Origin of the sequence: Treponema sp. Marseille-Q4130, assembly GCF_014334325.1 — a bacterium.
Taxonomy (GTDB): Bacteria; Spirochaetota; Spirochaetia; order Treponematales; family Treponemataceae; genus Treponema_D.
The window spans coordinates 1-26817 of record NZ_JACSET010000002.1 but is presented as its reverse complement, the minus strand read 5'-3'; the positions used below and the strand labels follow the sequence as shown (position 1 = coordinate 26817).

Below are 26817 nucleotides of genomic sequence, written 5' to 3'. Positions count from 1 at the left end.
TCTAAAAACTGTAGTCCAGAGGTAACTTTAAAAAGGCGATATATGTGTACGCTTCGCTCGATACTTCGAACCGGCGTGCTTGTCGCAAGATACGCATACGAGCGCAGAGCGCGAAGTTCCCCGCGCAGAAGGCTTTATCCGCCGTACAAAACCCATAAAATCGATAGGTAATTAAGAAAAACTTGACTTTTGGAATTGACGATGTATACTTGTAGTATCATTCAAAAACGGAGAAGCCATGAACACACTTACAGTGCTGCTCGAAAACACGCAGGCGGAACTGAAATCGGTTTCAGTCGAACACGGCCTTTCTCTTTTGCTCCGCGTCGACGATAAAGCCTTTTTATTCGACACGGGCGCAACGGGCATCTTTACCGACAATGCCCGCCTCATGAACGTCCCGCTCGACGATATGGAGTGCGTCGTCATAAGTCACGCGCACTACGATCACGCGGGCGGCTTTGCGTCTTTTGCCGAAACATATCGCGTGCGCGAACTCGTAACCGGTCCCGATTTTTTTCTTCCGAAATACAATTTTCTCAACGGTGCGTTTACGTACCTCGGTGCGAGTTTCGATAAAGCGTTTCTCGCTTCCCACGGTATCGCGTACAGAGAATGCTGCGGCTGCCTGCAACTGACCGATTCGCTGTATGCGTTTTCGGGATTTGCGCGCACGCATGCGTTCGAAACGATTCCCGAACGCTTCGTAAAAGGACTCGCAGGCAATACCGTCCGCGATTTTTTCGACGACGAAGTCTGCCTCGTATACGACGGAGGTGAGTCTCTCACGATTATCGTCGGCTGCTCGCATCCGGGCATCCTCAACATGACGACGTCTGTCGCCGCGCACTTCGGTAAACCCGTATCCGCCGTTTACGGGGGATCGCATTTGGTCGAAGCCGACGACGAACGCATCCGAAAAACGATCGAAGCGCTGCAAAAGACAGGTGTACAAAAGACGGGATTCTGCCACTGCAGCGGAAACCGCGTCCACGAAATTATCGCAGAGACAAACACCGTAACCGACTGCCGTCTTGCGACCGGCAGCGTCGTCGTGCTCTAATCACGTGCGTTATCAAAATTATTAAACCGTATCGCATTTAATAATTTTGAAATTATTTAACAAGCAGGAGGCTTTAAATGTCAGGTGCGTACATGTTGGCGGTTATTATCGTTGCGGTAGTAGCCATGATTCTCGCGATCAGCAAATTGAAAATTCATCCGTTTATCGTGATGACGGTCATTGCGATCGCCGTCGGTTTGCTGTGCGGAATGAACACGGAAGATGTTATCAACAAAGTGAAAGCCGGTTTCGGCAACATCTTGGCGAGCATCGGTATCGTAATCCTCGCAGGTACGATCATCGGCACGATCCTCGAAAAGACGGGCGCGGCGCTCACGATGGCGAACACTATCCTAAAACTCGTCGGCAAAGAGCGGTCGGTTCTCACAATGGGATTGACCGGCTATGTAACGGGCATTCCCGTATTTTGCGATTCGGGCTTCGTCATCCTCTCGCCGATCAGCCGCGCACTTGCGGCGCAGTCGAACAAATCGCTTGCGGTTATGGCGACGGCGCTCAGCGCGGGTTTGTATGCGACACACTGTCTCGTCCCTCCAACGCCGGGTCCCATCGCAATGGCCGGTACGCTCAACGCGAACCTCGGCTTGGTTATCGGAATCGGTCTTTTGATTTCGCTGCCGGCGACGTTTATGGGAATCCTGTATGCAAACAAAGTCGCAGGTAAAATCGACATTCCTGCGAACCCCGAATATACGGTAGAAGAGCTGGTAGAAAAATACGGAAAACTGCCGGGACCGCTGCACTCCTTCGCTCCGATCCTCGTGCCGATTATCCTCATCGCGCTGAAGAGCATCGGCGATTTCCCGTCGCATCCCTTCGGCACCGGCGCCGTAAAAATGTTTTTTTCATTTATAGGAAATCCCGTCGTTGCGCTGCTGTTGGGTATCGGTCTTGCGACGACGCTCATTCCGAAATCCGAAAAAAAGAGCACGCTTTCGTGGGTCACCGACGGAGTAACGAATTCGGCGGGCATTCTCGCGATCACCGGCGCGGGCGGCGCATTCGGCGAAATATTAAAATCGCTTCCGCTTGCGGATGCGCTGAGCTCCTCTCTTTTGCAGATGCATGTCGGCGTTTTCCTGCCGTTTATCATCGCGGCGATTTTAAAATCCGCAATGGGCGCGTCCACGGTCGCGATGATTTTGACGTCGGCGATGGTCGCTCCTCTCATGCCGGCTCTCGGCTTTACGTCGGAAATCGGCAAAGTGCTCGTGATCATGGCGATCGGCGCAGGTTCGATGACGGTGAGCCACGCAAACGATTCGTACTTTTGGGTCGTTTCGCAGTTTTCCGACATGAATACGCAGCAGGCCTATAAATGCCAAACGGGTGTAACGCTCGTACAAGGCATTACGACGATCATCGTCGTATTTATCGTTTCCTTGTTTGTACATTAATAATTGTTACGATGAAGGGGCTGTCGAAAAAGTAACCGACTTTGAGACTGCCCCTTCCATGCAGATTTTATCGCAATGAATCGATGTTCGCTTTGCCCGGTAAAACGAAGGGCAGCACGTCTTCGGCAGAATCGATTTCGATGCGCACTAAAAACGGCTTTCGCTCCCGCTTCGGGGAAAACGCTTTTTCATACCACTTTTCATCTTTTGCCGCATCGATCGCCTCTATGCCGAAGCCTTCGGCAATTTTAACAAAATCGACGCGACGGGAAAATTCGCTCGCGGCGTAGCTTCCGTTAAACAGATATTTTTGCTGCTGATATACCATGCCGAGCGTGCCGTTGTCGAAAACAATCACCGTCACGGCAAGATTCTGTTCGGAAAGAGTCGCAAGTTCCTGAATATTCATGAGAATGGAACCGTCACCCGAAAGACACACGACGCGGCATTCAGGATGCGAAAGAGAAGCTCCGATCGCGGCGGGTAAACCGAATCCCATCGTACCGAGCGAACCCGACGTGAGAAATGTCCTCGGCTTTTCCACGGGATAATACTGAGCCGCCCACATCTGGTGCTGTCCGACATCGGTCGTAACGATGAGCTTATCGCGCCGCATTCCCGCTTTTTCGGCGAGGAGCGGAATCGACGCGATACACTCGCGGGGATTGTCGTAGGACGATTTTTTCGCCGCACCGCAGAGGGTCGAAAACGTTTCCGTTTTAAGCCGAATGATTTTTTCAAGCCACACGGCGCGCGCTTCCGCGTTTTGCCAATTCGACGCGAAAAGCTCCTGCTTTCGGGACGCAAGCTGTACAAGGATCGGAAAGACGGATCCGACATCGGCGACGACGGAAATATCGGCATCGACGATTTTATCGACTTCCGCCGCATCGATGTCGATGTGAACGATGCGCGCTTTCGGACAAAATTTCGACACGACGCCGGTCGCCCTGTCGTCGAAGCGGACGCCCGCGGCGATGACGAGATCGGCATCGTGCATAGCGACGTTTGCCGCATAGGAGCCGTGCATACCGACCATGCCGACAAACATTTCAAAAGAGGAAGGTACGCAGCCGATTCCCATAAGACTCGTCACTACCGGTAGACGATAACTTTTCAAAAATTTTTGCAGTTCTTTTGCAGCCGCTTCCGAATTGCAGCCGCCTCCGCAAAAAAGGACGGGTCGCCGAGCTTCGGCAAGCGCATCGGTTATACGATCCATGCTCGAAGCGTATTCGGAGGGCGGCGTGTGAAAGCGTATATCGTGTATGGTGACGGACGCGATATCCGGCCACGAATCGAATTCGCACGAAGAAGTCTGTACGTCGCGGGGAACATCGACGAGCACCGGACCCGGCCGGCCGTTCACAGCGATCGCAAACGCTTCGGGAATCGCGGTAAGCAGCTCTTCGGGAGATTTTACCATGATGCTGTGCTTAGCGATCGGAAAGGAAAGGCCGAAGGTGTCCGCCTCCTGAAACGCGTCGGTGCCGATAAGAGAAGTGTTCACCTGCCCCGTAATCGCAACGATGGGTACGGAATCGCTTCGAGCGTCGGCAACGGCGGTGAGCAGATTCATCGCACCCGGCCCGCTCGTCGCAAAGCACACGGCGACCTTTCCGGTACTGCGCGCCATGCCCTGCGCAATAAAGCCCGCAGCCTGTTCGTGCCGGACGAGTACGTGGCGGATCGAACTCTTTGCAAGCGCGTCGTACAACGGCAAAATCGAACCGCCGGGGATGCCTGAGACGACGGAGATACCTTCCATTTCAAGCAGCTTGACGATTATTTCGCTTCCCGTCTTTTTCATACGCGATCCCGCTACAACTCGAACTGATCGATCTGCGATCCGATTTTTTGTATGGCTTCTTTCATCCTCGCCGAGATATTTTCCAATGCGGAACCGGTTTCGTTTATACGACGTGCGCCCGTCGACATTTCGCCTATGCCGTCTTTCATGCCGGACGCACTGTTTTGCAATTTATTGATTTCGGTAAGAATCGATTTATTGCCCGCAGCCATTTCGCGCGATGCGTTCTGCACGCTCGCCGTATTATCGTTTACGACGCGCAGCGACGCATCTATCTGTTTCGAACCTTCATTCTGCTCCGCCATAGCCTGCTTGATGGACAGCACGAATTTATTGGTGACATTCAATTCGTCGGAAACCGATTTGAATACTTCGCTCAATTGGGCGGATGCGCCGACGACGCTTTGGATCGACTGATTGACATTGCCCAGCTCTTCTCCGATGCGCTTCGACTGAGTCGCGGACGATTTCGACAATTTACGGATTTCATCGGCAACGACGGCAAACCCTTTTCCCGCTTTTCCGGCATGGGCGGCTTCAATGGACGCGTTCATCGCAAGCAGGTTCGTTCTCGTTGCAATGTCCGCGATTATCGTATTCGCGTCCTGGAGCATATTGGATTGACTTTCGATCTGCTCGATGCGCGCGTTGACGTCGCTCTGTTTCACAAAACCGTCCTGCGCTTTGTCGCGCAGCATAGAAAAGGATGTGACCATCTTGTCGACGGATTGATTGACCGATGCGATACTGACGATCATCTCTTCGATCGCAGCCGACGCCTCGGTCATGCTGCTCGATTGATTTTGAATCATCCGTTCAAGTGAATCGATATTCGCAGCGATTTCGTTGACGGCGCCGACAGTCTGCGATACACTCGCCTCCTGGTCGTCCATCTGAGCGTGTATGCTTTCGATATTCGCAATGATCTCCGTGATGGCGCTCGACGTATCGCCGGCGCTGCCGCTCATATCTTCACCCGCCGTGACAAGGGTCGCTTTGCTCTCTTTTACATCTCTAACAATCGTATGCAGCTTTTCAATAAATTTATTAAATCCTGCAACGAGCATACCGATTTCGTCGTTCGACGGCGCGTCGATTTTGACGGCGAGATTTGCATTACCTTCCGACAGCGCAATAAACGCCTGCGATACTTTTTGAAGCGGCCGCATAACCAAACCGAACACGCGGTTTGCGATAACCGAAACAAGGATGACGAGCAATAGGACGATCGCCCCAAGTATCTCAAGCATTTTGATACCGATACTTTTTCCGAGTTCCGCACGCGCTGCCGAAAAATTGCTTGCGAGCGCCCACATACCTGCAGGCTTACCCGAAAAATCGAAAACCGGCCAATAGACGACGTAGTACCTGTCCTTTCCTATCGTATCCATTTCGGCATAACTTTCGCCTCGCGTGAGCACCGCTTCGGCACAATCGCTGCTGACCGAGGCGGCGAGCATTTCATTTTTTTCATCCGCGACAGTCGAAGCTACAGCTTTCGTTCCGTCGTAAAGCATGACATCGCAGCCGAAGGTTTTGCGCGTCTTTTCCAAAAAAGCGACCGACGATACGTTGAATCCCGAAACGAGGGCTCCGATAATCCGCCGCTCGCTGTCGTATACGGGGCATCCCGCTCTGATTGCAAAACGGACAAGCACCGCTTTTTCATACGAACACGTCGCGCGTCCTCTGACGGCTTCACTGACTGCTTTTTGATTGATGATATTATCGCCGAAGCGCTCCGAATGCCCCCTTGCGATGATATTGCCGCTCGTGTCGGTTAAGACGATAAAATCGACACTCATCTGTTTGTTGAGTTCGGAAAGGATTTTATACGCATCGGTGTGACTGCGGCTGAGAGCGGCTTGAACGACATCGGGACGACCTGCGATCGATGCTGCAGCTCCCTCCGCACGCGAAGCGAAGTCTTCAAGCGAAAGCTGAAATCCCGCCACGCTCGCTTTTGTCGACTGCTCGTGCTGAGCTGTCAGTATGCGGTAAAAGAAAACGGCAAGCGCAAGCCCGCAGACGATCACCGTAAAAAGCACCGTGATTCTGTTGACGCTGCTCAATTTCCGAACGAGAGACGACCGCTTAGTCTGCGTAGAAAGTTGTTCGGAAAAAGTCTTTTGTTCCATTACGTTTTCTCCTTTTTCACATATTCACGCATTGCGCCGCTTTTGTCAATCAAGAAAACAACAAAACCGAAGTATCGGGGACAATCTCTACGCAGCAGCAACTCCGATACGGAACGTCGGATTATTAAATCTCCCCACGAATAAAAAGCGCTGACGAGCAGCACTTTCCATCCCTTGACAATATACATAAAAAAATTATACCGTAATCCGAGAAAGCACATACGGGTACATCAGTTTTTAGGAGTATGAATATTTATGGAAGCAAAACTCATCGCAGAGGAAATACGATCGGGCAAAGCAATTCTCGGTATCGAACTCGGTTCAACGAGGATAAAATCGGTGCTTATCAATACGAAAAACGTCCCCGTCGCACAGGGCGCTTTCGATTGGGAAAACTCCTTTATCGACGGCATCTGGACCTATCCGCTCGATAAAGTGTACGAGGGTATTGCGGAAAGCTACGCTCGAATGAAAGAAGATGTCATGCAAAAGTACGGCGTAGAACTCACAAAGCTGCGAGCGCTCGGCATCAGCGCGATGATGCACGGCTACCTCGCCTTCGACAAGTCCGGCAATCTGCTCGTCCCGTTCCGTACTTGGCGCAATACGATCACGACGGAAGCGGCGGCAAAGCTTTCGGCGCTCTTCGATTACCCCGTTCCCGAACGATGGAGCATATCCCATCTGTATCAGGCTGTTTTAAACGACGAAAAGCATGTCGGAGACGTCGCGTTTATGACGACGCTCTCAGGCTACGTGCATTGGAAGCTGACAGGGAAAAAAGTGCTCGGTGTAGGAGATGCGTCGGGTATGTTCCCGATCGACATCGCAACAAAAAATTACAATAAAAAAATGCTCGCACAGTTTTCATCGCTCGTCGCGGAAAAAAACTACGGCTGGAATATCGAAAGCGTTTTGCCCGAAGTGCTCGTTGCGGGAGACGACGCGGGTTCTCTTACGAAAGAAGGCGCCGCTCTGCTCGACAAAGACGGTACGCTCGAAAGCGGCATTCCGCTCTGCCCGCCCGAAGGAGATGCGGGCACCGGCATGGTCGCAACGAATTCGGTCGCAAAGCGCACGGGCAACGTTTCGGCAGGCACATCCGTATTTGCGATGGTCGTGCTCGAAAAAGAGCTTTCAAAAACGTACAGCCGCAAAATCGATTTGGTGACGACGCCCGACGGTTCGCTTACGGCGATGGCACACGCGAACAACTGTACAGGCGAATACGACAGCTGGATCAAAATATTCGGCGAAGCGGCGGCGGCTCTCGGCGCTCGCTTCGACAAGGGTACGCTCTACGATGCGCTGCTCGGCCTCGCGTTGAAAGGGGACAAAGACTGCGGCGGTCTCATGCCGTACAACTATATTTCAGGCGAATCGATGACGGGCCTCGAATCCGGTCGACCGCTTTTTGTGCGAACGCAAAGTGCCGGCTTTAGCCTTGCCAATTTTATGCGCGCCCAACTCTTTACCGCACTCGGCGCGCTGCGTGCCGGCATGGACATTCTGTTCGACAAAGAGCACGTCGCCCTCGATACCCTCGTCTGCCACGGAGGATTTTTCAAAACGGCGGAAACCGGTCTTCGCGTTATGGCGGCGGCAATGCACACCAAAGTCGCCGCTCTTGAGACGGCGGGCGAAGGCGGCCCGTGGGGAATCGCCCTCCTCGCTTCATATATGGTACATAAAAACGGACGCAGCCTCGCGCAATTTTTAAACGAAGACGTATTTGCATCGAGCGAATCGAAAACCGTCGTACCCGATCCCGCCGACGTCGAAGGATTCAATACATTCTTTGCGCGCTATACGAAGGGATTGCCCGTCGTAAAAGCCGCGACGGAGTACATCGATTGGTAAGAACGGCAATTTTTTACGGGAGACAAATATGGCAGGTGCATATCAAAGTTTAAAAGAAGAAGCATACGAAGCGAATATGGAAATCCCCAAACACGATCTCGCCGTGTACACGTGGGGCAACGTTTCCGCATTCGATGCGGGAAAAAGCGTGTTTGCGATAAAGCCGTCGGGCGTCCCTTATTCCGAATTGACGAGCGACGCTATGGTCGTCGTCGATTTGGACGGAAAAATCGTCGAAGGGAAACTGCGCCCGTCTTCGGATACGCAGACGCACATCGTTTTGTATAAAGAATTCGCTGTAAAAGGCGGCTGCAAAGTCGGCGGAATCATCCACACGCATTCGCCGGCTGCAGTCGGTTGGGCACAGGCGATGCGCGCCGTTCCGCTTTTCGGTACGACGCACGCCGATCACATCCAAACGGAAATCCCGTGTACGCCCTATCTTTCAAAAGAAGCCGTCGAACGCGATTACGAAAAAGAGACGGGTACGCTCATCGTCGAACATTTTAAACAGCACGGCTACAATCCGGCCGAAACGAATATGGTACTCGTCGGCGGACACGGCCCCTTTGCGTGGGGAAGCGATGCGGCAAAAGCGGTGTACAACGGTGTCGTCCTCGAAGAAGTGTGCAAGATGGCGCTCAATACGATACTCGTCAATCCGGGCGCGATGCAGCTTCCCGACTACATCGTCAACAAGCACTATATGCGAAAGCACGGTCCCGGCGCATACTACGGACAGCAAAACAGATAGCGGCAATTTAAATTGTTCGACAGTCCGCCGAACAATCCGTCTATCGTTTCGATGCTTTCGCCCGCTCGGGCACGTACGTTTCGTCGCGGATACGCACGAGAGAAGAGCTTTCAAGCGCCGTCGAACTGTAGAGCACGCACGGATGTCCGTCGAATGCCCATGAACGAAGCGTGCCCGTTTCGGGATCGATGAGGAGCCACTCGCCCGCTTCCGCTTTTCGAAGCGCGCATCCGGGCGAAATGATTTCAAGCGTATCGGCCGTATCGATTTTATTAAAAGGCGTAAACTCATACATATGCCAGCCGTCTTTTTTTTCGGCTGCGGCGGGTATTTTTTCGGGATGATTTTTCAAATCGCGTTCGCGCGCAAAGCGCGCTTCGTTACACAGGAGTGCAAGCGATTTTTGAAAATCGCACACCGTTTTTTTCCCGCGCAAAAAGATCACACTTTGCTCCGCTTCGCTCACTTCGTTTCCGATTTCCGCCGCAAGCGCATAGGGACTGTCGGACGCGCCGCTTGTCGTCACGTCGGCGTCTTCGCGGCTGTAGTAAAATCCCGTCGTCGATTCCCGATGCGGTACATTGTCGAGCTCCGCGATAAAAGGAGCAGCCTCTTCGGAAGAAATTTTGCCGTCGAGTGCGTCGAGCGCTTTACGGTACGCCCTCGTTACGAGCGCAACGTAATACACGCTTTTCATCCGCCCTTCGATTTTTATCGCGTCGATACCCGCGTCTTTCATATCCGAAAGCTTATCGATCATATTGAGATCTTTACTCGAAAGGACTGCGGTAAAATTATCGCCTTCAAAAATCGGAAAATATTCACCTGCTCTTTTTTCTTCCGAAAGCCGCAATACACCCGATGAGGCGAGGCGCTTCGCAGCATCCGCATCGAAAAACCGATTTTCGTCCGCGCTCACGCTGAAATTCCAACGGCACGTATGAGAGCAAAAACCGCTCTGAGCGCTCCTGCCTGTAAGATAGGCGCTCATAAGACAGCGCCCGGAATAGGCGATGCACATGGCGCCGTGACAAAAGGCTTCGAGCTCCATATCGGGAACGGCGTCTTTAATTTCTCGGATCTCTTTAAGCGAAGCTTCCCGTCCGAGCACGATACGTTTAAATCCGATCCGCTTATAAAACAAAGCGGCGGAAGCGTTGATGCAGCTTGCCTGCGTGCTCAAGTGAAGCGCCGCGTCGGGGAACTCTTTTTGCAAAATCGGCACGATGCCCAAATCCTGCACGATAAACGCATCGATCGGATAGCGCTTAAAATAATCGATATTGTTTTGAAAAGAAGCGATATCGTCATTGTGAAAGGCGATGTTGAGCGCACAGTAAAGTTTTTTTCCGGGAAAGCGTTTTTTGAGTTCGCATACTTGCTCGTATTCGTCGTCGTAAAAATTGTCGGCTTTGACGCGCAGCGAAAAATGCTTGAGACCGATGTACGCGGCATCCGCTCCGTACGCGTATGCACAGTATAATTTTTTTACATTGCCTGCAGGCGAAAGAAGTTCCATCGCAAATCGCCGCGCGCGCTACGCGTCCGCCTGCAAAGAGTTTTCGAGACGCGGCTTATTGTGAAAGGATGTCCCCGCATCCGTATCGCCTTCTCCGGATATGACGCTGCCCGCCTTTCCGATCGCGAGGTGCGTTTCCCACAGGTGATCGTCGGCAAACTGAAAAAACGGCATCATCTTCGGCCACACATCGAGTTCGCACTGCCCGCCGTTCGATACGAGCAAATTCGAAAACCGTTCGGTATCGCCGAGTAAAAGCTCCTTTTCGCCGCACTGTATATACACAGGCGGAAAATCGGAAAGCTGTTCCTTTGCCGCATACAGAGGAGAGACGAGCGGATTCGTTAAATTGGAAACAAAGGTATATATCTCCCCGCAGCGCAAAAGCGTTTCTCCGTTTATCAATTCGTCCGAAGCTTTTTTACCCTTTGAAGCGGCAGCCTCTTCGGAAAAATCAAACCACGGAGAGAAAAAGACGAGACGGGAAACGCCCGTACGGTATTTTTCGCGGAGACTGAACAGGAGCGCGCAAGCGATGGAAGCGCCCGAGCCGTCGGCAGCGATGACGATCTCGGGATGAGCGGCAGCTTTTTCCGCAGAAGCGTCGAGCGAACAGGCCACCTGCAATTCCGTGTACACCGTACGGAACACCGCCTGCACGTCTTCGAGCGCAGCCGGATAAGGATGAGCGGGCGCGAGGCGAAATTCCGGCACGACGACGCGACTGAAAGATTTTGCCGCAAGGCGCGCGCAAAAACCTCGCCACGAAGCGCGGGAGCCTGCGATAAAGGAGCCGCCGTGAATATAGATGACGATGCGCCTCGAAGAATATATTTCCGGCGAAAGGACGTCACAGGAAACTCCTCCGTAATTGTAATCGGCGCAGTCGACGTGATTGGGCAAAACGGGACAGGCAAAACCTTCTTCCATCCTGCTTCGGAACGAGTCGACGTTTAATTTCGGAGCGTAGACGAGAAGCTTGAGCCGTTTGAGCGCCGCGCGTCTGTCCTGCTGTACTGCCATTGGAGCAGTATAGCAAATTTAAAGAACTTCCGCTATACTTATTCATTATGCCAATTAAGATTCAATCGGATTTGCCGGCACGCAGTATCCTCGAGCGCGAAAACGTATTCGTCATGACCGACACGCGGGCTAAAGCGCAGGATATCCGTCCGCTGAAAATCGCGATCGTCAATCTTATGCCGGTAAAAGAAATAACGGAAACGCAGCTTTTGCGCGTTTTGGCAAATACGCCGCTGCAGGTCGAAATATCGCTCGTGCGCATGGAAAATCACGTGTCGCGCCATACGAGCCGTCATTACCTCGAAAAATTTTACATCACAACGAGCGCGCTTTTAAAACACAAATTCGACGGCATGATCATAACCGGTGCACCCGTCGAACAGCTCCCTTTCGAACAGGTCGATTACTGGGACGAACTGTGCGCCATCATGGACTACGCGAGGACGAACGTATTTTCGACGCTGTACGTGTGCTGGGGCGCGTTCGCGGGATTGTATCACCTCTACGGTATCGATAAACATCCGCTCGATAAAAAAATGTTCGGCGTATTTATGAACACGCGCCTCACGAACGCCGATCCGCTTTTGCGCGGTTTCGACGACAGTTTTCCGATTCCGCAGTCGCGTCACACAACGATCCGAGCCGAAGACGTCGCTTCTTGCAAAGCCCTCGTCGCCCTCGCTTCTTCACAGGAAGCGGGAACGACGCTCATCAAATCGAAAGACAACCGCGAAATCTTTATGACCGGTCACCTCGAATACGATACCGACACGCTTGCCGATGAATATATCCGCGACAAAAAAAAGAATCTTCCCATCGCAATCCCCGAGCACTATTTTCCGAACGACGATCCGCAAAAAACGCCCTCTTCAACGTGGAGAAGTACGGCTCATTTATTTTATTCGAACTGGCTCAACTATTACGTCTATCAGGAAACACCGTTCAATTTCGTATAATTAACAATTTCGAGCACGAGGCGGGATTATGAAAAATTATTTATTTATTTTCGATATGGGCGGCGTACTCGTCGAAAACGACGAGCCGTGGCCCGAAGCGATGGAAGCGATCGGGCTACCCGGCGCTCCGAGAGAAAACTCTCCGTATATGCACATATACCGCGCGGCCTCACGAGGCGACATCACATCCATGGAATTTTCGCTTCTCGTCGCCGAACGCGCACACCTTCCCCGTCCGACGGAAAATTACTGGAAAAAATTTTTCCGTCCGACGCTCAAAACGGAAACGGCGAAACTCATCAAAGCGATAAAAAAATCGGGCGCGCGCATCGTATGCGGAACGAACACATTCGACGTGTATTACGATTATCTTTCGGAAGCGGGCTTTTATGCCGATTTCGATAAAGTGTACGCATCCTGTTTTATGCACACGCGAAAGCCCGACGCATCCTTTTGGCAGTATATCCGCAACGAAGAAAAAACATACGATTTTTCCGATATGCTCTTTTTCGACGACTCCGAAGCAAATGTGCGCGCCGCGGAAAGACTCGGCATACACGCTCACCGCTTTACGGGCGCCGATAAAGCGAAAGCATTTATTCGATCGGTTTTGGGAAATGACTGCAAAATCGATTTTAATAAATTTTAAAATGGTTGCAGTCGGCTTTAATACCCTTTGTTACGACGCAAGCGTCGGGGTATTAAACCCTCCGCACGAACAAAAGAGATAAATGGTGCTCGGTGTACAGGTTGTAAACGATGCGCGCGGTAAAACATAAAAAAAACAGTTTTCATAATGCGATGCTCCGCATCGTCGCCGTATCTTCTCTTTTGCCGCTTTTTTCGGCGGCGGTCGCGTTTTGTATTTTCGCATACATTTATTTCAATGCAGGCATCCTCGCGGAAAATAAAAACGACAACGAAGCGGCATCCCGCGAACTGAGAGCGATTTTTCAAACCTATGCGCAGGAATTGAACTCCCCTGCTTTCGACTTTGAAGCGAAACTGCCGCGAGATAAAAACGGCAATACCTTTTTGACGCTCGAAATTCAATTTATGAACCGGCAGGGACATTCGGCCGATTTTTACCTCTTCGACGACGCTTCGCGCCTGATCCTTTCTTCGACTTCCATGCCGCTCTCCTTTATGCCGCCCGATGTCGGACGGAACTGGGGTTTATACAAGCGGATGACGGATCGGCCGGGCACCGTTCAGTGTGCATTTTTCCGCGGCAATCTCCTCATCGGGAAAAAGCTCGCCGAAAGCTCTGCGGTGTTTGTTATCCCCGCATTCTATTTTGCAAACCACACACTCGAGCACGTTTCAAATATCGTCGTCGCAAACCGTTACGGAGAAATCGCACTTGCATCGACGGCGATGTTTACCGGTAATTTTAACCGCTTGAATCCTCAGACCGCAAAAGCATCGTCTTTTTTTTCTTTTAAGAACAACCGCTATTTTAAAACGGAGCGCCGCATACGTCTTGCAGATGAAGCGCTTATCGTCTACGCCTTTTCCGCCGTAAAACGGAGTTTCGCGATGCTCGTCTTAGGCGGTTCGATATTGCTGTGCATCATCGCGCTTTCAGGCGTCATCACCTATGCGGCCGTCGCGCGCTCGGTCACAAAGCGGACGGAATCGATCGACAAAATAACGGCGTGTTTCGACGAAGTGCAAAAAGGCAATTTAACAAAGCGGATGACGCTCGAAGAAAACGACGAATTCGGCGTCATCGCGGATTCGTACAATACGATGATTCAAAGCATCGACGAGCTGCTGCGGAAGAATAAGGAGATAAACGAAGAGACGACGAGGGCGCAGATCAAACAACTTGAAAGCCAATTCAATCCGCATTTTCTGTCGAACACGCTGCAGGTTATCAAATACATGGTAGCCCTCGAACCGGACGCCGTCCCTGCGATCATCGACCATCTTTCAAAACTGCTCCGCTACAGCATAAACGCTTCGGAAGCTCGGTGTACGCTTGCCGAAGATTTGGAATACACGAAAAACTACATCGCGATCCAGCGCTTCCGTTTTACCGATACGCTCGACTGCATACTCGATATTGCTCAAGAGGCGCAAAACTGCATCGTGCCGAAACTCCTCGTGCAGCCGCTCATCGAAAACGCGATTCAATACGGTTTTGCCGTCGAAAAAAGAAAATTATTAATTATTATACGCGCTCATATCGAAGGTGAAAACCTCGTTATCACCGTCACAGACGACGGCTGCGGCATGGATGAAAAAAAAGTTTCCGAACTGCACGAGATGCTTTCCGAGCGGGCGAGGACGACGAATCACTTCGGCCTGTACAATATCGCAAAGCGCATACGCTTGCTCTACGGAGAAAAATCGGATATGATTATTAAAAGCGGCTTGCATCGCGGAACTTCAATAACGATATCTTTTCCCGCTGTGTTTTAACTATGTATAAAGTGCTTATCGCAGAAGATGAAGAATTGATCCGCCGAGGACTGGTCTACACGATAGATTGGCTTTCACTCGGCTGCACCGTCATAGAAGAAGCGGCGGACGGTCTTGAAGGTTTGCAAAAGATCAAAGACACGCACCCCGACATCGTCATCGCGGATATCCGTATGCCGGGTTTGAGCGGTCTCGAAATGATTGAAAAAGCAAAAGGATCGGAAGAACGCTTTTACGCGATCATCCTGTCGAGCTACAGCGAATTCGATTATGCGAGACAAGCGATCCTCCTCGACGTCGGCGAATACTTGGTTAAACCGATCGTCGACGACGAACTCGAAGAAGCGATCGAAAGAGCAAAAGATAAAATCGCGCACGCGGGAATGCAGGGCGGCGATGCGGCAAAAATCGACAGCGAAGGGGTGCCAAAGGGTGATGCGGAACAGAGCAATCCCTCGCTTCGGTTTTTCAACGGCAGCGTACAAAGCGGCAATTTTTACGTTGCGGAAACGATCAAACACATTAAAGACGACTACCGAACAAAGATTACTATAGAAGATATAGCGGCCTCTCTCGGCGTTTCCGTAAGCTATTTGAGCAGGAAAATCAAGCAGGAAACGAATATGACCTTTGTCGATCTGCTCAACGGCTTGCGTATCGCAAAGGCAGCCGAATTGCTGAATACGGGAAAATACCGCATGTACGAAATCGCCGAAATGACGGGTTTTACGAATTACAAATATTTTTGCACGGTTTTTAAACGCTACACGGGTTACGCACCGTCAAAGCTCGTCCGATAAAAGTCTCGGCGCAGAGGATTCGCACGGCAAACGAAGACGCAGGCACAAGCGTGCGAAGTTCATTTTTCCGAACCTTTTTACCGAATTTTAGGATTGTGTTATTAATAAAGGGGAATTAAAATTAATAAATAAGAGGTATTAACTATGAAACGAAGCATTATTTTAACGGCGGCTCTTGCGGCCGCCGTGCTCGCAGGCTGCTCGAAAAAATCGGGAAGCGGCGCGGAAAGTGCAGCTTCGAGCTGGAAGCCGGAAAAAGACGTAACGGTTATCGTCGCATACAAAGCCGGAAGCGGTACGGATACGGGAGCGCGTATTCTGTGCTCGGTCGCCGAAAAATACGTCGGCAAAACGCTCATCGTCACGAACAAAGAGGGCGCCGACGGAAAAATCGGATATACGACGCTCGCAACTTCAAAGCCCGACGGCTATACGATCGGCTTTATCAATCTGCCGACCTTCAGTTCGCTTTCCATCCAGCCGAACAGCCCCTTTACGAAAGATTCGATCGTTCCGATCTGCAATCACCTGTTCGAACCCTCGGTCGTCGTCGTACGCAAAAACGCGCCGTGGAACACGATCGAAGAATTGATCGAATACTGCAAAGCGCACAAAAACGAAGTAAAATGTTCGACGAACGGCGTCAAAGCGTCGAACCACATCGGCGCGCAGCTTTTGGCAAAAGCGGCCGGTTTTGAAATCAGCTGCATCCCCTACGGCGGAACCGCCGACCAGCTTCTCGCGCTTCGACAGGGTGAAGTCGACATGTCCGTTCCGAAATCGGCCGACGTTGCGCCGCTCATCGGAGATAACGGAGAGCTCAAAGTGCTCGCGACCTACACGGAAAACCGTCTCGCGGAAATGCCGGACGTTCCGACGCTGAAAGAAAAAGGCTACAACCTCGTCTACGGTTCGGCACGCGCGCTTGTCGCCCCGAAAGGTACTCCGCAGGCTGCAATCGATTTCTACGTCGATGCGTTCGAAAAGACGATAAACGATCCCGACAATATCGAAAAGAGCAAAAACGCGGGTCTCGCTCTCGACTTTATGTCGCCGGATGCGCTCGGTCAGTTTATGGACGCGCAGGAGGACTTCGTCAAAAACACGCTTCCCACACTGTTCAACTGACGAAGCGACCATCAAGCGCCGATCGATCCGCAGATGCGTCGATCGGCGTTTTCGAAAAGCTGCGGCCGGCTGTTTTATGCCGACGCGGCTTTACTCTCTCCTTCTTCGGAGGTTATATGAAAAAAAGCGACATCATTTTAGTTGCGGCGGTCTATGCGATTACCGCTTTTTTCTTTGTTATGGTGCTGCAGTATCCGAGCGACGTGCGCATCTATCCGATCTTTATCATGACAGTGCTCGTCGTATTGACGACGATGCATTTGGTCGGCTGTCTTGTAAAATTCGCCCGGGAGAAAAAAATCGAAAACGATATGCCCCTTCTCTTCGAGCATTTTAAAGCGAAGCAATTTTTTACCGTTTTTGCAATGCTGTCCGCATACGTCGTTTTAATAAGCATACTCGGTTTTTACATTTCAAGTCTTTTGTTTATTGCGGGAACGCTTATATTTTTTAAGATCAAACCGCTGTACATCGTCATAACGACCGCCGTGTTTCTCGTTTTGATTTACGGCGGATTTTCAACGTTCCTGCATGTTCCGCTTCCGCGCGGTCTGCTGCTCTAAAAGGCGGGAGGTACTTTATGGATTTTTCATTAATCGGCGCGGGATTTATCAACGCCGTCATGCCGCTCAATTTGCTTGCAATGTTGTTAAGCACGACGATCGGCATCATCATCGGAGCGCTTCCCGGTCTTTCGGCCGCTATGGGTGTCGCGCTCATCATTCCGATCACATTCGGCATGCCGCCTTCGACCGGTCTCATCGTGCTTGCGGGCATTTACTGCGGTGCGATTTTCGGCGGATCGATTTCAGCCATATTGATTCACACGCCGGGCACCCCCGCTTCCGCAGCGACCGCGATCGACGGCTACCAGCTGACGCTCCAAGGCAAGGCGGGCAAAGCGCTCGGAACTGCGGTTATCTCGTCGTTTTTCGGCGGGCTTTTAAGCTGTATTTCGCTGTACTTTTTTTCGCCGCCGCTTGCAAAACTCGCGATGGCATTCGGAAGCCCCGAATATTTTTGGCTTTCGATTTTCGGTTTGACGATTATCGCCGGCGTCAGCTCCGACTCCATGATAAAGGGGCTTATCTCGGGCGCGTTCGGTCTTTTGCTTTCGACGATCGGCATGGATACGATGAACGGCGTGTTCCGCTTTACCTTCGGACAGGCCGCTCTTTATGAAGGACTCCCCTTTACCGCAACGCTCATCGGTCTCTTTTCGATGTCGCAAGTCCTCGTACTCGCCGATCACAAAATCCGCAAAGCCGGAGAATTGGTCGACTTCGACGACCGCGTCCTCCTCAACAGAAAAGAGATGAAGCAGATCGCCCCGACCATCATCCGTTCATGGATTATCGGCAACGTCATCGGCATTCTTCCGGGAGCGGGGGCATCGATCGCATCGTTCCTCGGCTACAACGAAGCGCGGCGCGCATCGAAGCATAAAGAAGAATTCGGGCACGGAAGCATCGAAGGAGTTGCGGGCTCCGAAGCGGCGAACAACGCGGTTACCGGAGGCTCTCTCATTCCGACGCTCACGCTCGGCATTCCCGGCGAAAGCGTTACGGCGGTTCTCATGGGCGGTCTTTTGATCCACAATATGCAGCCCGGTCCGGATCTCTTCAACAAATACGCCGCCGTCACCTATACCTTTTTTGCGGGATTCGTATTCGTGCAGTTTTTTATGCTCGCACTCGGACTGTGGGGCAGCAAGTGGTTTGCAAAGATTTCACGCGTATCCGACGCGATCTTGATCCCGATCATATTCGCGCTGAGCGTCGTCGGCTCTTATGCGATCCGCAACAGCATGGCCGACGTCGTCATCATGTTCGTATTCGGCGTCATCGGCTATTTCGTAAAGCTCTTCGGATTGAACTCCGCAGCCATCGTCTTAGCTCTCATCCTCGGCCCGATCGGAGAACGGGGACTCCGCCGCTCGCTCTTGCTTTCGAAGGGAAATCCTGCTATCCTGTTTTCAACACCGGTGTGCTGGGTATTGATAGCTTTGTGCGTATTCAGTATATTCTCTCCGATGCTCATGCAAAAGCTGGAAAATAAATACAAGGAGCGCGATCCGAACGCGGATATGCCGAAAGACTGACGATGAGGAATGCTGTTTTTGATTTGCCGGAAATACTGACTTCGCTGAATACCGTTTCGGTATGTGCACGCCTCGCGCTCGCCGTAGCGTTCGGAGGCATACTGGGACTCGAACGGGGCAGAAAGCATCGGCCTGCGGGCTTCCGCACGTATATGATCGTCTGCCTCTCTTCGGCTCTCGTCATGATCACCGACTTATACCTCGTCGAATTCTACGGCACGGGAGATCCCGCAAGGCTCGGCGCGCAGGTTATCAGCGGTATCGGATTTCTCGGAGCCGGCAGCATTATGATAAGCAATATGCGCGTCAAAGGCATTACGACCGCCGCCGGTCTTTGGGGATCGGCGGGATTGGGTCTTGCGATCGGCGCGGGATTTTACATCGGCGCGCTCATTACCGGACTCTTTTTGCTCATCATTCTGACGATTATGAGCAGGATCGACGCACGGATGAACGCGACGAGCCGTTCGATGATCGTCTTCGCCGAATTCAAATCGATGGAAGCGCTTACCTTGTTCGTAAAAGAGGCGCGCAAAAAGAACTGTACGCTGTCCGACATCGAAATGAAAAAATCGCTGCTCGACAGCGATTACGTCGGCGTCAATATCGCCATTTCGCTTCCGAAGCGGCGAAATCACGCCGAAGTCATCCAGGAGTTCGGAACGCTCAAAGGCGTAAAATACATCGAAGAATTATAACGCGTCGGTAAACGCACCCCGTTTCAAACCAAGACGATCCGTGCTATACTGATGCCATGCGTACTCTTTATCGCGCCTTTTTGTTTTTCGTTGCGTTTTTCGTTTTTACGGGCTGTTTTAAAAAGGCTAAAGGCGGAGACGATTCTAACACTCTTGTCGTCGCAAGCCCTCACCCGCTCGTGCTCATCGTTCCCGTCATAGAAAATTTCGAAAACGAAACCGGGATCGACGTCGAACTCGTGCAGGGCGGCACAAAAGAAATACTTAAAACTCTTCAAATGCACCCCGACTCATCTCCGTACGATGTGCTGTGGGGCGGTTCGTACGCGTCCGTGCTTCCCGCCTCTTCCCTCTTCGATTCCTATACGAGTGAGAACGAACCGTACATCAAGGGCGAATACAAAAACGTCGAAGGCATGCTGAACCGATTTTCCGACGTACCGAGCGTTTTAATGATAAACAAAAAGCGGCTCGGCGATGTCGCACTCTCAGGCTACGGCGATCTCCTCAATCCGAAATTAAAAGGCGCGATCGCGTTCGGAAACCCGGAAACCTCATCGTCCGCATGGGAACATTTGATAAATATGCTTTACGCCGCAGGCAAAGGAAATCCCGACGACGGCTGGGACTACGTGAAGAGGCTGTGCGGAAATCTCGACGGCATTCTTTTAAACTCTTCAAGCGCGGTATACAACGGAGTTGCGGACGGACGCTTCGCAGTCGGTTTGACATTCGAAGAAGGAGGCGCCAATTTTGCCGAAAAAGACGACAACATAGCCCTCGTCTACATGAACGAAGGTGTCGTCTTCACTCCCGACGGCGTCTATATGCCTAAAAAAATCCGGCACAAAGACAACGCCGTCAGATTTATCGATTACGTGACGGGTAAAAACGTACAAAGCTATATCGCAAAGCAAATGAACCGCCGCTCCGTGCGAAACGACGTCGAAACAAAAAGTCTGCTTCCCGCAAAGAGCGGCATCAACAGCATCTCCGTCGATTACGCATATACGACATCGCATCAAAGCGAATGGGTCGAACGCTTTTTCGATATCTTCGAAAACGCGAGGCAAAGCGATGAATAACAATGTGCACTTCAAAGAAGAAATACGCCGCTCGTTTATAGTGCATTCGCTCATCCCGTCGGTCGCCTTCGCAAGCATCGTCATCATCACTTCCGCATTGCTGTGGAACGTCAATCTCTACCGCACGCTTGCGCGCGAAAACAAAAAGCTCTCCTCCGTTTTGGGCACAGCCGTGGCCTCATACGACGCTTTTATCGAAGAGCAAAGCCGCTCGCCCGAAAGAATAATCTTTGACGATGCGACTTCCGTTTCCGGAGCATATACCGCGCTGAAAGAATTTATCCATGCGCAAAAGATCGCTGCGGATTTTACGCTGCTTTCCCCGTCGTACGCCGTCGTACTCAAGGGAAGCGCGGATGACGATTTTATCGTTCCCGAATGGCAAAATCAATTTACATGGGGAGCACTCGGCCGAATGCGCGAAAGACCGAATCGAACGGTGATGGAACTCTCGTCCGAGTATAACGCGGGCGGCAAAAGCGAAATCGTCATCGGACGCGCGCTCGACACAAAAGACAGGATCGGCGGTTACATCGTCTTTACGATAGATGAAAAAGACATACGCGCATATTTCAATCCGCTTCTTCCCTTTGCGATCACCGACAGAAAGGGTACGCTTCTTACGGCTTCTTTTCCGTATGCGGCGAACGTATTCGGAAAACTCGCGGACAACTATCGAAGCGATAAGCGATATTATTTTACGGAAAACGAAGCGGTGTTCCGCACGTCGACGGCAGACGGCGCCTTCGACGTCTATACCTTTCAAAATACGCAGCAGATGAGGAGCGCTTTTTTAATAATCGCATTGACGACGCTTTCGGTTCTCGCGCTTGTCATCGGCGGTCTTTTCGTCAGCGCCGCTAAAATCGCTGAGAAAGAATCGAGTGCGCTTACGCAGATTGCACAGTCGTGCGGAAAAGTCGAACGCGGCAATCTCGCAGAGCGCCTTTCGGCTTCCGGCACTGTCGAATTTCAAAAAATCGCAAACGCGTACAACGACATGCTCGACACCGTCCAGCGCCTCATCGACGAAAACCAAAAGGAAACGCACGAACGCTATGTCGCAGAAATCAAACAGCTGGAAATGCAGTTCAATCCGCACTTTTTATACAACACGCTTGAAAACATTAAATTTCTGATAAAACTTGATCCCGATAAAGCGCAAAAAACGATCCTGCGCCTTTCGGAGCTCTTGCGCTACAGCATCGACAACGATGCGCCGACCGCTCGAATCGGCGAAGATATGGGCCGTATCGAACATTATTTATACATCTTAAAACTTCGCTTCGGCAAAAAATTCGCATACGAAATCGACGTGCCGGACGACATACAAAACTGTGTCGTGCCGAAGCTCATCATCCAGCCGCTCATCGACAATGCCGTCAAACACGGCTTCGGCGATAAAGAGCGCATGAAAGTTTCCATCGGTGCGCACGCGGTCGGGAAAAAACTGCATATCGTCGTGAGCGATGACGGAGCCGGCATGGACGAAACGGAACTGAAAGCGATGCGAAAACTCATTCGTTCACAGAACAATAAAACGAATCACATCGGCTTATACAACGTCGAGCGGCGCATCGAACTTTTGTACGGAAGCACATACGGCATAACGATCGACAGCGTTGCAGGCAAGGGAACGACCGTGCGCATAAGCCTGCCGGTCATTCGGAGTAAACTATGATACGAATACTGATCGCCGAAGATGAAGAGATCATCCGCTCGGGGCTTTTATATACGATCGACTGGCTTTCCATGAACGCTGTCGTCGTCGCCTCTGCGGCAACGGGTGCCGAAGGACTCGAAAAGATCAAAAGCCTGCAACCGGACATCGTGATCGCCGATATAAAGATGCCCGGCATGAGCGGACTCGATATGATAGAGGCGGCGCAAAAAGCAAAAATCGATTTTATCCCGATCGTGCTTACCAGCTATTCCGATTTCAATTATGCCAAAAGTGCCATCGCCCTCCGCGTCTTCGATTATCTTTTGAAACCCGTCGACGAAGCGAAGATCAAAGAAGTCGTTTCGCGCGCACAAGAGCAGCTTACAAAAAACCGCATCGTGCAAAAAGCCGAACGCGCAGAAAGCGCCGGCGCCGCTCCCTCTCCTTTCCTTCCACCGATGGTTTCCGACAATCCGTATATCGCAGCCTGCCTCCGTGCGATCGAGCAAAACTACTCAGGCCATCCGAACATCGAGTCGCTCGCCGAAACGCTCAAAGTGAGCGCAAGTTATTTAAGCAGATTATTTAAAAAACAGACATCCATGACCTTCCTCGATTTTTTGAACACGTACCGAATTCAAAAAGCCGTAAGCCTCCTTGCCGATCAAAAATACCGCGTCTATGAAGTCGCATCGATGACGGGCTTTTCGTCGTACAAGCGATTTTATGAAGTGTTCAAATCCTATGCGGGTTTTCCGCCGACGGAACTCGCAAAACCGGACGGAAAACGGAAAGCTGAACGATAGTACGCGAGAGTGCAGCCGAAGCTGTTTTCAGAAAAGAGAGCTTCGGACGCAGTTGTCCGATCGGCTGCAGTCCGTACTTCGCCGGCATCGTCCGTATGGCCGCACTTTGTCCGCATCGTTCACATCTTGTATCACACGGTTCATTATCATCCCCGCCCCTGCGCACGTCAGTTCATTTTTCGGGATATTTTTATATAAAATCGGCATTGCGGATATGGAATTCCGGTCTTACAATTTTCTTAAAGATATTCAATATCCGGAGGATTTTCATTATGAAAAAGATTTGTGCAGTGATCGGCTCGCTTTTGCTCGCCGGCAGCATGCTCTTTGCCGCCAGCAACAAAAACGCAGGTTCCCTCGTCGTCTACGGCTCTTGCGAAGAAGAATACGTCAGCGCCGTATGTGCAAAATTCGAAAAGCTCACCGGCATCAAAACGAGCTACCAGCGCCTTTCTACGGGCGAAGTGCTCACGAAAATTGCCGAAGAAAACGGTAAGCCGTCGGCGGACGTATGGTTCGGCGGTACGACCGATCCGTACAATGAAGCTGCTGCAAAAGGGCTTTTGCTCCCGTACGATGCGAAAAATGCAAAACACATCATCGCTCCCCAGTTTAAAGATGCGAACAACAACTGGTTCGGAATCTACCGCGGCATTCTCGGCTTTTTCTGGAATACGGAAGAGATCAAGCGACTCGGCATTCAGCCGCCGAAAGATTGGGACGATTTGACAAAAGCGCAATACAAGGGCTTGATTTCGTTTGCAAACCCGAATACGGCGGGAACGGGAAAACTCATCGTCAACACGATGGTACAGATGAAAGGCCACGACAAAGCGATGGAGTACTTTAAAGCCCTCGATAAAAACATCGTTCAGTATACGAAATCCGGTTCCGGCCCGTCAAAGCTCGTTCCGACCGGCGAAATCGTCATCGGTATCGGCTTTTTGCACGACGTCGTCTATCAGATCGTCGACAACGGATACGACAATTTGGGCATGACCGCACCTGCATCCGGCACGAGCTACGAAATCGGAGCGACGGCTATTTTCAAAGGCGCGAAAAACGTCGAAAACGCGCAGAAATTCATCGAATTCGCGCTTTCGCCCGACTGCGTAAACCTCGCTCAACAAAACGGTTCGTATCAGTTCCTCGTCATCGACAACGCGAAGCCCGTCAAAGCTGCAGTCAAAGCGGGTCTCGATAAAATCAAAACGATCAACTACGATTTCGAAGACGCGAAATATCACACGTCGCAGTACGTGCAGGATTTCTTTAAAGTCATCGCAAGCGACGACCGCGTCAAAACAAAATAAACAACATACCCCCGACGCAAGCGTCGGGTACAGTGCTCAACGTTTCGCACTGTATGTTCTTATAAGGTGGTTGCAGTCGGCTTTAATACCCTTTGTTACGACGCAAGCGTCGAGGTATTAAACCCTCTGCACGAATAATTATTAATTTATCTGCTGCGGTGCGATCCGTGCCGCAGCAAATCATCTTTTTTTGTGGATTTTTATTATGACAAAACCATACAGTGCCGGAACGCAAAGCAAAACGCTCGACAGAAAAAAACTGTTTGCCGATCCGATTCTCATAACCGCAATATTTGCAATATTTTTATTTTTAGTTTTATTTATCGTCTATCCCCTGTCGATTCTGCTCGTCGACAGCGTGTACGAAGAAAATCAAATCACGCTTTCCGTATTCGTCCGCATCTTCGGGATGTCGGGTTTCAGAAAGGCGATTTCAAATACGCTGCATCTCGGCTTTATCTCAGGCATCCTCGCCACTCTTATCGGATTTTTGTTCGCGTACGTCGACATGTACGTCAACGTCGGAAACAAATTCGTAAAGGGCTTGTTTAAAATCGTTTCCGTACTGCCGGTCGTCTCTCCGCCCTTTGTCCTCTCGCTTTCGGCGATTATGCTTTTCGGCCGCACGGGTATCATCACGCGAAGCCTCTTCAATTTAAGTACGACAAAATTATACGGCCTTCCGGGTATCTGCCTGGTACAGACGCTTACTTTTTTTCCCGTCTGCTACCTCATGCTCAAAGGCTTGCTTAAAAACATAGATCCGTCTCTCGAAGAAGCCGCGCGAAATATCGGCGCTTCACGGTGGAAAGTGTTTACGTCGGTAACGCTTCCGCTTTTGCTCCCCGGTCTCGGCAACGCTTTTCTCGTAACCTTTATCGAATCGGTTGCGGACTTCGCAAACCCGATGATCATCGGCGGAAACTTCGATACGCTCGCAACTTCGATTTACCTGCAGCTCACCGGCGCATACGATAAAAGCGGAGCCACGGCAATGGCAGTCGTACTGCTCTTTATTTCGATGGGTTTATTCATCGTCGAAAAATATTGGCTCGAGCGGAAATCGGTTGCCACCCTTACGGGCAAAGCCTCTCGGGAGCGTATGCGTATAAAAGACAAAAGCGTGCGCGTTCCGCTTGTCACAATCAGCATCGTCATTTCGCTGTTCGTCATCGTGCTCTACGTTCTCGTCGTATTCGGCTCGCTCTTTAAAATCTGGGGACGGAACTACAGCCTGTCGCTCAAATGGTATCAATACGTGTTTAAAAATAACGGATACAAAGTATTCCTCGATTCGATTTGGCTTTCGCTCATCGCATCTCCCATCACCGCATTCATATCGATGATAATCGCCTACCTCGTCGTAAAGCGGAAATTCGTAGGCAAGGGTTTCATGGAATTCATCGCGATGCTCGCGATGGCGGTTCCGGGAACGGTTCTCGGCGTCGGCTTTATACGAGGATTCAACAGCGGCCTCTTTCATTCGGGCTTTATGCAGGGGCTTTACGGCACCGGAGCGATCCTCGTCATCGTGTTTATCGTGCGCTCGCTTCCGATCGGAACTCGAAGCGGCATCGCGGCTCTCAGACAGATCGACAAATCGATCGAAGAGTCCGCCTACGATTTGGGTGCGGACAGTCTCGTCGTATTTACGACGGTAACGCTTCCGCTCATTAAGGATTCGTTTTTCAGCGGACTCGTCACGACTTTCGTTCGTTCCATCACCGCGATTTCCGCCATCATTCTGCTCGTCACTCCGCAGTTCGTGCTCATCACCGTGCGCATCAACGAACATGCGGAAAAAGGCAACTACGGAATCGCATGCGCATACGCGACGATATTGATCATCATCACGTACACGGCGATCACACTGATGAATCTGTTTACCGGAAGATTCGGCACGAGCCGCAAACAAAAATAACAAGGGGAATTACCATGACAAAAGAACAAAAAGGCGTACGCCTCGATCACATAACGAAGATCTACAAAGATTATAAAACGGATAAAGATTTCGCCGCTGTGGACGACATTTCGCTCGACATCAAACCGGGCAGCTTCGTCACCCTGCTCGGCCCTTCCGGCTGCGGAAAAACGACGACGCTGCGCATGGTTGCAGGCTTTGAAAGCCCCGACAAAGGCGAAATCTACATCGGCGATCAGGCGATCAACGAACTCACGCCGAATAAGCGCGATACGGCTATGGTGTTCCAAAGCTACGCGCTTTTGCCGCACTACAACGTCTTCGACAATATCGC

22 protein-coding genes are annotated in these 26817 nt (G+C 51.2%); 18 read left to right on the top strand and 4 right to left on the bottom strand.

Annotated elements, in window-relative coordinates:
- The first annotated feature begins 238 nt into the window (after positions 1-238).
- Together H9I36_RS01945 and H9I36_RS01940 are read left to right on the top strand one after the other, a co-directional pair.
- Positions 239-1063 (top strand): MBL fold metallo-hydrolase, encoded by an 825-nt coding sequence (locus tag H9I36_RS01945; RefSeq protein ID WP_187383718.1) that lies wholly within the window; start codon positions 239-241, stop codon positions 1061-1063.
- Between the two features lie 77 nt (positions 1064-1140).
- The gene (locus tag H9I36_RS01940) at positions 1141-2481 is read left to right on the top strand and encodes a GntP family permease (RefSeq protein WP_187383717.1); all 1341 of its coding nucleotides are present in this window, start codon (positions 1141-1143) and stop codon (positions 2479-2481) included.
- Between the two features lie 67 nt (positions 2482-2548).
- On the opposite strand, the gene ilvB is transcribed toward H9I36_RS01940, so the two are convergent.
- Complete coding sequence (gene ilvB / locus H9I36_RS01935; RefSeq protein ID WP_187383716.1) at positions 2549-4291, bottom strand: biosynthetic-type acetolactate synthase large subunit; 1743 nt, start codon at positions 4289-4291, stop codon at positions 2549-2551.
- An 11-nt stretch (positions 4292-4302) separates the two neighbouring features.
- Positions 4303-6429 carry a methyl-accepting chemotaxis protein gene (locus H9I36_RS01930; protein WP_187383715.1) on the bottom strand — a complete coding sequence of 709 codons (2127 nt, stop codon included), beginning with the start codon at positions 6427-6429 and terminating at the stop codon, positions 4303-4305.
- Between the two features lie 255 nt (positions 6430-6684).
- Between H9I36_RS01930 and H9I36_RS01925 the strand changes: the two genes are divergently transcribed.
- Both H9I36_RS01925 and araD read left to right on the top strand, forming a co-directional pair.
- Positions 6685-8289 (top strand): xylulokinase, encoded by a 1605-nt coding sequence (locus H9I36_RS01925; RefSeq protein WP_187383714.1) that lies wholly within the window; start codon positions 6685-6687, stop codon positions 8287-8289.
- Between the two features lie 28 nt (positions 8290-8317).
- The gene (gene araD, locus H9I36_RS01920; RefSeq protein WP_187383713.1) at positions 8318-9043 is read left to right on the top strand and encodes an L-ribulose-5-phosphate 4-epimerase AraD; all 726 of its coding nucleotides are present in this window, start codon (positions 8318-8320) and stop codon (positions 9041-9043) included.
- A 40-nt stretch (positions 9044-9083) separates the two neighbouring features.
- On the opposite strand, the gene H9I36_RS01915 is transcribed toward araD, so the two are convergent.
- Positions 9084-10562, bottom strand: coding sequence for a peptidase U32 family protein (locus tag H9I36_RS01915; protein WP_187383712.1), 1479 nt, complete (start codon positions 10560-10562; stop codon positions 9084-9086).
- A gap of 18 nt (positions 10563-10580) precedes the next feature.
- Complete coding sequence (locus tag H9I36_RS01910; protein WP_187383711.1) at positions 10581-11585, bottom strand: alpha/beta hydrolase fold domain-containing protein; 1005 nt, start codon at positions 11583-11585, stop codon at positions 10581-10583.
- A gap of 47 nt (positions 11586-11632) precedes the next feature.
- Here H9I36_RS01910 and metA point away from each other — a divergent pair, with 47 nt between their 5' ends.
- The 14 genes from metA to H9I36_RS01840 all read left to right on the top strand — a co-directional run.
- Positions 11633-12541, top strand: a complete 909-nt coding sequence (gene metA / locus H9I36_RS01905; protein ID WP_187383710.1) for a homoserine O-acetyltransferase MetA — start codon at positions 11633-11635, stop codon at positions 12539-12541.
- A gap of 28 nt (positions 12542-12569) precedes the next feature.
- Positions 12570-13190 carry an HAD-IA family hydrolase gene (locus tag H9I36_RS01900; protein ID WP_187383709.1) on the top strand — a complete coding sequence of 207 codons (621 nt, stop codon included), beginning with the start codon at positions 12570-12572 and terminating at the stop codon, positions 13188-13190.
- Between the two features lie 110 nt (positions 13191-13300).
- Positions 13301-14968: a sensor histidine kinase gene (locus tag H9I36_RS01895; RefSeq protein WP_187383708.1), complete on the top strand. Its 1668-nt coding sequence runs from the start codon at positions 13301-13303 to the stop codon at positions 14966-14968.
- Between the two features lie 2 nt (positions 14969-14970).
- On the top strand, positions 14971-15768 hold the full coding sequence (locus tag H9I36_RS01890; RefSeq protein WP_187383707.1) for a response regulator transcription factor: 798 nt from the start codon (positions 14971-14973) through the stop codon (positions 15766-15768).
- A 144-nt stretch (positions 15769-15912) separates the two neighbouring features.
- Positions 15913-16896, top strand: a complete 984-nt coding sequence (locus H9I36_RS01885) for a tripartite tricarboxylate transporter substrate binding protein (RefSeq protein ID WP_021329840.1) — start codon at positions 15913-15915, stop codon at positions 16894-16896.
- A gap of 116 nt (positions 16897-17012) precedes the next feature.
- Positions 17013-17459: a tripartite tricarboxylate transporter TctB family protein gene (locus H9I36_RS01880; RefSeq protein WP_187383706.1), complete on the top strand. Its 447-nt coding sequence runs from the start codon at positions 17013-17015 to the stop codon at positions 17457-17459.
- A gap of 17 nt (positions 17460-17476) precedes the next feature.
- Positions 17477-18997: a tripartite tricarboxylate transporter permease gene (locus H9I36_RS01875; RefSeq protein ID WP_187383705.1), complete on the top strand. Its 1521-nt coding sequence runs from the start codon at positions 17477-17479 to the stop codon at positions 18995-18997.
- A gap of 2 nt (positions 18998-18999) precedes the next feature.
- Positions 19000-19695 carry an MgtC/SapB family protein gene (locus H9I36_RS01870; RefSeq protein ID WP_255422629.1) on the top strand — a complete coding sequence of 232 codons (696 nt, stop codon included), beginning with the start codon at positions 19000-19002 and terminating at the stop codon, positions 19693-19695.
- 56 nt (positions 19696-19751) lie between these two features.
- The gene (locus tag H9I36_RS01865; RefSeq protein WP_187383704.1) at positions 19752-20780 is read left to right on the top strand and encodes an extracellular solute-binding protein; all 1029 of its coding nucleotides are present in this window, start codon (positions 19752-19754) and stop codon (positions 20778-20780) included.
- The gene (locus tag H9I36_RS01860) at positions 20773-22461 is read left to right on the top strand and encodes a sensor histidine kinase (protein WP_187383703.1); all 1689 of its coding nucleotides are present in this window, start codon (positions 20773-20775) and stop codon (positions 22459-22461) included. Before H9I36_RS01865 ends, H9I36_RS01860 begins: the two co-directional genes overlap by 8 nt.
- On the top strand, positions 22458-23249 hold the full coding sequence (locus tag H9I36_RS01855; RefSeq protein WP_187383702.1) for a response regulator: 792 nt from the start codon (positions 22458-22460) through the stop codon (positions 23247-23249). Before H9I36_RS01860 ends, H9I36_RS01855 begins: the two co-directional genes overlap by 4 nt.
- A 272-nt stretch (positions 23250-23521) precedes the next feature.
- Complete coding sequence (locus tag H9I36_RS01850; protein ID WP_187383701.1) at positions 23522-24562, top strand: ABC transporter substrate-binding protein; 1041 nt, start codon at positions 23522-23524, stop codon at positions 24560-24562.
- A 205-nt stretch (positions 24563-24767) separates the two neighbouring features.
- Positions 24768-26483: an ABC transporter permease gene (locus H9I36_RS01845; RefSeq protein WP_187383700.1), complete on the top strand. Its 1716-nt coding sequence runs from the start codon at positions 24768-24770 to the stop codon at positions 26481-26483.
- A gap of 14 nt (positions 26484-26497) precedes the next feature.
- On the top strand, positions 26498-26817 hold a 320-nt coding region (locus tag H9I36_RS01840), incomplete at its 3' end, for an ATP-binding cassette domain-containing protein (RefSeq protein WP_187383699.1).